Consider the following 9,382-nt stretch of genomic DNA (forward strand, 5'->3'; position numbering starts at 1 on the left):
TGGTCTATGGTCCATGGACTTTATTTTATTTCAATTCTTTAAAAATCGCCACCAACTCTTCCATATCGTCAAAGTGGTGTTTTACACCCGCTATTTCCTGGTATTTCTCATGGCCTTTCCCGGCAACCACTACAATGTCTCCCGGGCGGGCCAGCATGCATGCTGTCTTGATGGCTTCACGGCGGTCGGCTATGCTTAGCGTGTGCCTTTTAAATGCCGGATCAACACCTTCTTCCATCTCTTTGATAATCTGTGCCGGATCTTCACTCCGGGGGTTATCCGAAGTAAAAACCACCTTGTCACTCCATTCGCAGGCTGTTTTGGCCATGATGGGACGTTTGGTTTTATCCCTGTCGCCGCCGCATCCTATAACGGTGATCACTTTTTCATTTCCTTTACGGATATCATGAACTGTGCTCAAGATGTTCTGGACCGCATCCGGCGAATGGGCATAATCAACAATGCCCACTATTTTATTGGGCGCTACGATATAATCAAACCGCCCCCTTGCACCCGTAAGCTTGCTTAAGCTGGTTAATATTTTGGTTTTATCCTGGTCAAGCAGCATGGCGGCAGCATATACAGCCAGTAAATTGTAGGCGTTAAAAGTACCCACCATTTTAAACCACACCTCTTCATTATCAATCTGCAGCAACAGACCTTCAAACTGGTTTTCCAATATGCGGGCCTTATAGTCGGCCATACTTTTCAGTCCGTAGGTTTTTTTGTGTGCTTTGGTATTCTGCAGCATCACGTTGCCGTTTTTATCATCGCAATTGGTTAAAGCGAAAGCATTGGGCGATAGGTCGTCAAAAAATGCCTTTTTTGCTTTTAAGTATTTTTCAAATGTCTTGTGGTAATCCAGGTGGTCGTGGGTTAAATTAGAGAAGATAGCCCCTGCGAAGTTTAACCCCGCTATGCGGTGTTGCGCAATGGCGTGCGAGCTTACTTCCATAAAACAGTAATCACATCCCTGCTCAATCATATCGTTCATGAGCCTGTGTAATTCAACCGGATCGGGGGTAGTATGGGTAGACTGAAAAACCTGTTCGTTAATCTTGTTTTCTACCGTAGATATTAACCCGCATTTGTAGCCCAGGTCGCGGAACAGCTTATACAATAAAGTAGCGATGGTGGTTTTTCCGTTAGTACCTGTTACGCCAACCAGTTTTAATTTTGCTGAAGGATTATCGTAAAAATTAGCAGACACAATGCCCAAAGCAACGGCAGAATCGGCAACCATTAAAAAATCCACTTCTCCGGTTACCCGGGCAGGCAGTTCTTCACAGATCACCGCTACGGCGCCGTCATTAATGGCTTGTAAAATATAATCATGGCCATCAGATACTGTTCCCTTTACGGCTACAAACAGGCAACCTGGTGTAACTTTTCTTGAATCAAAAACCACTGCCGATATTTCAATATCAGCACTCCCCTGTAATTCAGTGAATGCAAGCCCATCAATAATTTCGCTCAAATACTTCATTCCAATTCTATTAATATTTTTGACCCTTTAGGCACTATACTTCCGCCTGCTATTGATTGATTGGTTACGGAACCGCTGCCACGCACGGTGACTTTATACCCGGCATTTCCTAATAAAAACAAGGCATCACTTAACCCCATCCCCTTTACTGCCGGCACTACACCGCTTTTATAACTTGTTTCTTCATACGGGATGCCATTACTGGTATCCACTCCGCTGGCTGTAGTATTTGACGCATACAGTGGTTTAACCCCAAGCCGGGTATAAACCTGTTTCAGCGCTTTCATATTACCCTTTTTTATTTGGGGTAAATTGGTATTCCCCACATAGTGAATCGGAGCAGCCTGGTTAATGTCCAGATCACTGGCATATACCCGATCTGCAATTTCCCGGAACACAGGTCCGGCAACTTTTGCCGCCAGGTAATCGCCCTGGGTAGGATGATTGATCACTACGATCATGGAATATTTAGGATGATTTGCCGGGAAATAACCGCAAAACGAAGCCTGGTAGGTTTTTTGGCCGTACCCTCTTGCGTTATTCGCTATCTGGGCAGTACCAGTTTTACCTGCAACACTATATAATGAATTTTTGATCACATTTTTTCCGGTACCCTCGGTAACTACGCCTTCAAGCATACTTCTCACCTTTCCAAGTGTTGCATCCGAGCAAACTTTTTCATTGATCACCCTTGCCTGTATCTGTTCGACGGTATTCCCCAAACGTCTGATCTCCTTTACTAAAATCGGGGCGATCATTTTTCCATTATTGGCAACTGCGTTATATAAGGCAAGCATTTGCAGTGGGGTGATCTTCATTTCGTATCCGTAAGCCATTTCGGGCAGGGTATAATATTTATTCCACGAGCGGCTTTGAGGGTTTTTAACCACCGGGCTGCCTTCGCCGGGTATCTGCAATTGAAGCTTTTCGTTTAAATGATAGCTGTACAGCTTATCGGTAAACTCCGAAGGGTTATTAGCATAGTGCTGGAAAACTAATTTCGCAGCCGCTACGTTTGAAGATTCCTCCAATGCGCGTTTTACTGTTATTTCATAATTGTCGTGCTCAGTATCCGTAATGGTCGGCCCTTTTGGAAATTTATATTTACCGCCTTCAGCATTGACAATGGTATTGGTATCAACCTTGTGCTGATCCAAAAGTGTCATGTAGGTTGCCAGTTTAAATGTCGAGCCCGGGTCGGCAGCATCACTTATCGCATAATTCAACTTTTCCTGGTAGTCGCCGTCTTTTGTCCGGGTAAAGTTGGCAATCGCCCTGATTTCACCGGTAGCTACTTCCATCAAAACCACACAGCCATGGTCCGCCTCGTTCTTGATGAGTTGTTTCTTCAAAGCATCCTGGGCAACATCCTGCAAATTCACATCAATCGTCGAAATAATATCAGCGCCTTCTTTAGGTGCTATTTCTTCTTCACCGTTATTTACCGGCCTCCATATCCCACCGGGCATACGCTGCATCAGGCGCTTGCCATTTTCGCCGTTGATAAAGCCGGCAAAAGCGCCTTCAAGCCCGACGGCATTTTTCACATTATCGTTTTTATAACCAATGGTACGCGCTGCCAGCGAGCGAAAGGGCAATACTCTCTTGTTCTGCTCCAAAACGATCAGACCACCTTTATATCTCCCCATATTAAAAATCGGGAACTTGCGAATTTGTTTTAACTCCTGGTAGGTTACCCTTCGCCTGATGAGCTGGTAATGCGACCCATCGCGGCGGGCATCACGAAGCAATCGTGAATATTCCCTTTCCGATCTTTCCGGATATAATTGCGCCAATTTCATGGCCAGCGAATCAACCTTCTCATTAAATAATCGTTCGTCTGCAATACCTCCGGCAAACATATCCATATGCAATTCATACTCAGGCACCGAAGTGGCCAGCAAGCTCATATCTACCGAAAATATATTACCACGCGCGGCTTCTACCGGCATATATCGCGTTGACATACTCTTTGCCATATCCTGCCATTTTTTTCCCTGCACCACCTGCACCCTGTACAACTGGATAATAACGGCGGCCGCAAAAAGCAAGATCAGCCCGAAAGCCAGGTAAACACGGATCAGTATATTTCTTCTAATGCTCATCCTGTACCTCCTCTGCATTCAATTTATGCGGTGGCTGAAGCGATTCTTTCAAACCCAAAGTATCTGCCCTTTTGGCTACTTCAGTGATGGTACTTTTATAGGCCAGTTCAGCTTTGGTGGTTTTATAATCGGAACTCAGTTCTTTTACTTCTTTGGTTATTTTATCAATATCCCGTATGTTTTTTTCGGCTATATTCCGGTTGGCGATATAGATCATCCCCAATAAAGCCAGGAAAAGCACAAAAGGCAGCGCGCTGCTGGCCGCATCTGAATTAAATATGCGTTTGCTTAAAAATTGTACCAGGTAGTTGTCAGGAATCTCTTTAACCTGTTTTTCTTCCACAACAAGTACCTTCTCTTCTTCTTCCTCCTCAATTGGTACGCGCAGCCTGTTGGTCATCTTTTTACCGCAATTCTTAATTTTGCGCTCCGTGCCCTGTTATTATTAAGTACTTCCTCTTCTGATGCTGTAATTGCCCCGCGGCTAACCGCATCAAATGGCCTGTTATCATTTCCGTAAATGTCTTTTTCCAGTTCGCCGCTGAATTTGCCTTTGGCGATAAAGTTTTTTACCAGCCGGTCTTCCAATGAATGGTATGACATGACCACCAATCTGCCGCCCGAAACCAACACGTCTGCCGTCTGGATCAAAAAATCTTTCAGCGCTTCCAGTTCCTGGTTAACTTCGATACGCAGCGCCTGGAAAACCTGCGCCAGGTATTTATTTTCTTTTCCTTTCGGGATGCGGTTAGCAATGGCATTTTTCAGGTCGGCAACGGTTACAATCGGACTGTTTAACCTGGCGGTAACAATGGTATTGGCAAGCGATTTGGCATTCTGGATCTCGCCGTAGATCCCGAAGATGCGGTGCAGGTCAGCTTCTGAATAAGTATTCACCACTTCTTTTGCACTCAATGCCGATTGCTGGTTCATCCGCATGTCCAGTTCAGCATCAAAGCGAATAGAAAAACCACGCTCTGCCTGGTCAAACTGGTAGGAGGATACGCCGAGATCGGCCAGTATACCATCAACCGGCATGGCCTGGTGCAAACGGCAGAAATTTTTCAGGTACCTGAAATTCTGATCTATAAAAACAAAACGACTGTCGTCTATGATATTTTGCTTTGCATCAGCGTCCTGGTCAAATGCCAGCAGCCTGCCATCCTTGTTAAGATTTTTTATTATTTCGCGGGAATGACCGCCGCCGCCAAAAGTAACGTCAACATAAGTACCTTCCGGCCTGATGGCCAACCCTTCAATACACTCATCCAGCATCACGGGAGTATGGTATTTATCCATTGTTTACCTCCTTCATCTTTAGGGCCATTTTGGCAAAATCCTTTGGTTCTGTATTCATCAATGCCTTATGCGCTTCACTGTTCCAAACTTCAATCCTGTTTAAAAGGCAGGTAATAACTACATCACTTTTTATCTCCGCGTGGTCGAGCAAAAACTGGGGTAAATTCACCCGGCCTGCCGCGTCAAGGCTTAATTCCGTCGCGCCACGCATAAAATATCTTACAAATTCTATGTCTTCCTCGTCATATTCGTTAAGTTTGCTTAGTTCTTCCAGTTTTTTATCCCATTGTTTTTTTGTGTAGATGACCAGATATTTTTTAAAGCCACGATTGATCACAAGACCTTCAGACTCAGCTTCGGGAAGCTTTTTCTTTAGGCCGGATGGGACCATCATGCGTCCTTTATTATCCAGTTTACACTCAAATTCGCCGGTGAGGAATGACATTTTAAAACTTTAACACGATTTGTAATGTAAAATTAGACTTCTTTTACCACTTTCTACCACTTCTTACCACGAAAGTTATTAACACTTGTTCGGTGCGTATGTTAATTGCTGTGCATAAGTGTTTATAAGTCCTTCCTTAACAACTTTTCTCCCCTTTTTAATTTGTTTCTTCCTAATTTTAAGCGACTTATAAACGTTTATAACAAAATGATCAAACTGTATGATCCGTACTCCCTGGACATAGAAAACAACGGGAAAAACCTCCGTTTGGTGGTATATGACGGGGGCGTGGAAAAAGTCTGCCGGAAAACGTCGATAAAACCACTTTTTGAATTTATTCAATCCGGTGAAAATCACCTGTTTAAAGGAAGGTTGCGATTGTTCAAAAACCCGGACGCTATTATCATTGAAGTAAAAGGCGATGTGGTGGGAGAAATTACAGCAGATACCCTGTTAAACTGCCTCAAATTCGATCAACAATAAAAACTTGTACCTATATTTATTGCCATTAGCTATATCAATCCATGAAAATACTTTTATGCCCATCCTCCAACTTTAGGCGCAGGTGTTTGATCGCCCTTGGGATTCTCATTACTGTCGCAGCTCAATTACGTGCCCAGGTGATCGCTCCCGATTCCATTGACCGCCTGGTTAACCGTACCCTGCAAACTTTTGATGTGCCTGGAATAGCTGTGGCAATAGTAAAAGATGATAAAATGATATTTGCCAAAGGCTATGGCTATGCCTCGCTGAATACGCATAAAAAAGTAGATGAGAACACCTTGTTTGGGATTGCATCCAATAGTAAGGCATTCACCACGGCCGCGATTGGTATTTTGTGCGATGAGGGCAAACTGAAGCTGGATGATAAAGTGACTGACTACATTCCTGAGTTTAAGATGTACGACCCCTACGTAACTGCCGAATTTACTATAAGGGACCTGCTTACCCACCGCAGTGGCCTTGGTTTGGGTGCCGGCGATTTGATGGACTGGCCCGACTCGACAAGTTTTACAGTAGAGGATATGATCCTTAACCTCAGGTATTTGAAACCCGCAACCAGTTTTCGCAGCAAGTACGATTATGATAACCAGTTGTACAAAGTGGCAGGTGAGCTGATCAAAAGGGTTTCAGGAATGAGCTGGGAAGATTTTGTGGCAACCCGCATTATGAAGCCTTTGCAGATGAATAACAGCGCGCCGGCTTATCAACTGATCAAAGATTATTCGAATGTTGTGGACGCCCATGCCCCGGTTGACGGTAAAGTGATCGTGATCCCCCGTTATAAAACCACCACCGGTAATGCCGCAGGCGGCATATACAGCAGCGTGGCCGACCTGAGCAAATGGGTGATGATGCAGATGAATAATGGCAAATACGGTGATGGCAAACAGCTTTTCAGCGAAGCGATCCATTTTCAAATGTGGTCGCCGCAGACCATTGTACCCGTCGGGCCGAATTCCCCATACAATACTCACTTTGCGGCCTACGGGTTGGGCTGGTTTTTGAGCGATGTTAAGGGTTATAAAGAGGTAAACCATACCGGGGGCATCGATGGTATGGTAACCAAAGTGACGCTGATACCAGAGCTTAAACTGGCGATCATTGTGTTAACCAACCAGCAATCGGGTGCGGCATTTAGCGCGGTAACCAACCAGATCAAAGACAGTTACCTGGGGATTACCGGCCGCGACTGGGTAAAAACGTATGGCGACATGGTAAAACAAAGCCAGCAGGGCGCCGACAAGGTGATGGATGCTGTTTGGCAACAGGTGGACGCCCGCAGGCACGACACATCAAAACCAGACCTCTCTCCTTTTACAGGCACCTATCATGATAGCTGGCTGGGCGATGCCGTTATCACCTTAAAAGATGGCCAGCTTTGGTTCAATGCCAAACGTTCGCCGAAATTAACCGGGCCGGTTTTACCTTATAAAGGGGATACCTTTGTGATCCGGTGGAATTACCGCAGTATGGAGGCGGATGCATTTGCGATGTTCTCTTTCGATGAAAATGGTAAACCAACGGGGTTAAAGTTGAAGGCGATTTCGCCGCTAACTGATTTTAGCTTTGATTTCCAGGACCTGGATTTTAAGAAAACGGAGTGATTATACCCAGGTTGTCATTTCGACCGTAGGGAGAAATCTATGCACTATACATTACCGCTTTGCATGGTGGTGCATACCGCGTGTATAGATTTCGCGCTCGAAATGACAAACGTCTTTTATTTTTTACTCCTCAAACCGCTTCAAATACGCTTTATCAATCAACTCCCCGTACCAGATCTCGCTTTTTACATCCATACTGAACCAGGGCGAGCGGTATTGCAATACCTGTATATTTTGTGCGGGCATGAAGCTTTGGGCCAGCAGGAATTGTTTTTTATGCTGAGCATTTTCCACCACGTCCATCACAATAAAACAATGGCCGGGTGAGCCGCCTTTGATAAAAATGTCGCCGGTCTTCAGCTCATCAGGACTTTTAACTTTTTTCAATTCCTTATCAAGTGACAAGGTTCCGGCGTAATCAAAAACCAGGGTCATATAGCGCATAAAGGTGGGGTAGCTATAATCTTTTTTGGCCTTTAATGCCCAGCGGTCGTTATGGTACCGATAGCCATCGGCATAGTGGATATAATCACATTTGAAGCCACTTTCAAAATGAAAAGCGATCTCGTTGAACCGTTTTTGACGATACAAATATTCTCCCCGAAGGCGCATTACGGCATCCGCGCATTGCTGCAAATCCTCATGGCCGACGCTCAGATCTACCACCGCAGCGGTAAAAACATCTGTAGCAGCAACGGCGCCTTTGTAAGTTAAAGTATGGGTGCCCACAGGTTTTAGCGGCAGGTTTTGCAGGTATTCGCCAAAACTGCCCGGCGCAGCTTTTACCTGCTGGTAACCGGCCGGGGTGTTAAAACGGGTAAGCACCGTGTCGGTTGAGGTAAAAGCGCTGCAAATTAGCAGCAGCAGGGATGTGATAATGCTTATCATTGTGTTATTGAATAAGTTCGGGCCGGTATTCAAAGTGCATGGTATCATAATGATACCATTTGCCACCCCATATAAAACCGTATTTCTCAAACGTATCCACTATGAGTTGTGGTATGCGGTTTTTATATTTAATTACAGCGTTTTCATTGCTGCATTTGCAGGCCCATTGCCAGTAGTCGGAATAAGCGGTGTTGATATCAATCGTCATCCCGAAACTGTGCATGCTGTGGCGTTTTGTACCGGCTATATTCCGCCAGGTAAAGGTACCGCCGATATTTGTCAGGTATTTTTTCAGTTCTGGGTGTTCCTCAAGTTCCCTGGATATTTGGGCGAGTTTTTTGTCGATACCGTTGATCTTAGTTACCCTAATCTTCTGGCCGACCAGTTTGGGGCACCAGGTAATTTCCGTCAGGTTCATTTCAACCTCTTTTTCTGAAGCACCATAAATCTTTAAAAAGAACGGCTCATTCCTGATCCTGCCGGGGTCGAAATTTGGCGCAGGCGGCTCTTTTAATAACCCGGTCGCGTATTTTTGGGTGAACATATCTTTCAGATCGGGCTTATCCAGCAAGGTTTTAAAGGATTTATTTTTGAGACGATCGTCCCATAGGATTTTTGTTTTGTCTTTAAAGATGAGGTGGTTATCTGCGTAGCCGGAGATAAAATTTGGGTAAGTATCGATAAGTTTTTTTGCCGCGGCGGGGATGCTATCTCTCGTCTGTCCCAGCAGGGTCTCTCGCAGAGGCCCCTTTGTTCCTGCGGGCATTATCCAGCGCAGGGTACCCCTTGGGAGACCCTGTGGAGACGCGAATGTCATGTATAAAAATACTAAAATTATTGTCCTCATCATTTAATTTCTAACCCTCTATCCTGATATCATACTTCGCCAGCAACCCCGGCAAACCATGCACCGAAAACCTAGCTTTCTTTAAAACATTACTATCCGGGTCGATGGTGAAATTATAGGAGGTGCGCAGGTCGGCATTTTTTAATATGGTGCGGCTAAAAAAAGCCCGGTTAAGGTTGCAGTTATGGAAATGGGCATCGGTCA

Annotated in this window: 10 protein-coding genes; 2 read left to right on the plus strand and 8 right to left on the minus strand. The window is 45.0% G+C overall.

Features of this window, described 5'->3' with window-relative positions; all coding sequences use genetic code 11:
* Nucleotides 1-25 precede the first annotated feature (25 nt).
* Genes QZY09_RS07610 through QZY09_RS07630 form a run of 5 tightly spaced genes read right to left on the minus strand, consistent with a single transcriptional unit; the run spans nt 26 to nt 5,335 of the window.
* A complete protein-coding gene (locus QZY09_RS07610) occupies nt 26-1,486 on the minus strand; it encodes a UDP-N-acetylmuramoyl-L-alanyl-D-glutamate--2,6-diaminopimelate ligase (RefSeq protein WP_295670501.1) in 1,461 nt (486 codons plus the stop codon).
* On the minus strand, nt 1,483-3,591 hold the full coding sequence (locus QZY09_RS07615) for a penicillin-binding protein (RefSeq protein WP_295670503.1): 2,109 nt from the start codon (nt 3,589-3,591) through the stop codon (nt 1,483-1,485). The genes QZY09_RS07610 and QZY09_RS07615 overlap by 4 nt, the downstream gene beginning before the upstream one ends.
* Complete coding sequence (locus QZY09_RS07620; RefSeq protein WP_295670506.1) at nt 3,581-3,991, minus strand: FtsL-like putative cell division protein; 411 nt, start codon at nt 3,989-3,991, stop codon at nt 3,581-3,583. The genes QZY09_RS07615 and QZY09_RS07620 overlap by 11 nt, the downstream gene beginning before the upstream one ends.
* Entirely contained in the window at nt 3,988-4,890 is a 903-nt protein-coding gene (rsmH, locus tag QZY09_RS07625; RefSeq protein WP_295670509.1) for a 16S rRNA (cytosine(1402)-N(4))-methyltransferase RsmH, read from the minus strand. The genes QZY09_RS07620 and rsmH overlap by 4 nt, the downstream gene beginning before the upstream one ends.
* On the minus strand, nt 4,883-5,335 hold the full coding sequence (locus tag QZY09_RS07630; RefSeq protein WP_096354599.1) for a division/cell wall cluster transcriptional repressor MraZ: 453 nt from the start codon (nt 5,333-5,335) through the stop codon (nt 4,883-4,885). Before QZY09_RS07630 ends, rsmH begins: the two co-directional genes overlap by 8 nt.
* Before the next feature lie 207 nt (nt 5,336-5,542).
* On the opposite strand from QZY09_RS07630, the gene QZY09_RS07635 reads away from it, so the two are divergent.
* Together QZY09_RS07635 and QZY09_RS07640 are read left to right on the plus strand one after the other, a co-directional pair.
* On the plus strand, nt 5,543-5,818 hold the full coding sequence (locus QZY09_RS07635; protein ID WP_295670514.1) for a hypothetical protein: 276 nt from the start codon (nt 5,543-5,545) through the stop codon (nt 5,816-5,818).
* 41 nt (nt 5,819-5,859) lie between these two features.
* Nucleotides 5,860-7,443 (plus strand): serine hydrolase, encoded by a 1,584-nt coding sequence (locus tag QZY09_RS07640; protein ID WP_295670517.1) that lies wholly within the window; start codon nt 5,860-5,862, stop codon nt 7,441-7,443.
* Nucleotides 7,444-7,566: 123 nt separating this feature from the next.
* Here the strand turns inward: QZY09_RS07640 and QZY09_RS07645 are convergent, their stop codons facing one another.
* From QZY09_RS07645 to QZY09_RS07655, 3 genes are all read right to left on the minus strand, one after another.
* Nucleotides 7,567-8,331 carry a DUF4846 domain-containing protein gene (locus QZY09_RS07645; RefSeq protein WP_295670520.1) on the minus strand — a complete coding sequence of 255 codons (765 nt, stop codon included), beginning with the start codon at nt 8,329-8,331 and terminating at the stop codon, nt 7,567-7,569.
* Nucleotides 8,332-8,335: 4 nt separating this feature from the next.
* Entirely contained in the window at nt 8,336-9,148 is an 813-nt protein-coding gene (locus QZY09_RS07650) for a M15 family metallopeptidase (RefSeq protein ID WP_295670522.1), read from the minus strand.
* 40 nt (nt 9,149-9,188) lie between these two features.
* A partial coding sequence (locus QZY09_RS07655; RefSeq protein ID WP_295670524.1) for a pentapeptide repeat-containing protein occupies nt 9,189-9,382 on the minus strand: 194 nt, incomplete at its 5' end.

This window comes from uncultured Mucilaginibacter sp. (assembly GCF_903913935.1).
In the GTDB taxonomy this organism is placed as follows: Bacteria; Bacteroidota; Bacteroidia; order Sphingobacteriales; family Sphingobacteriaceae; genus Mucilaginibacter.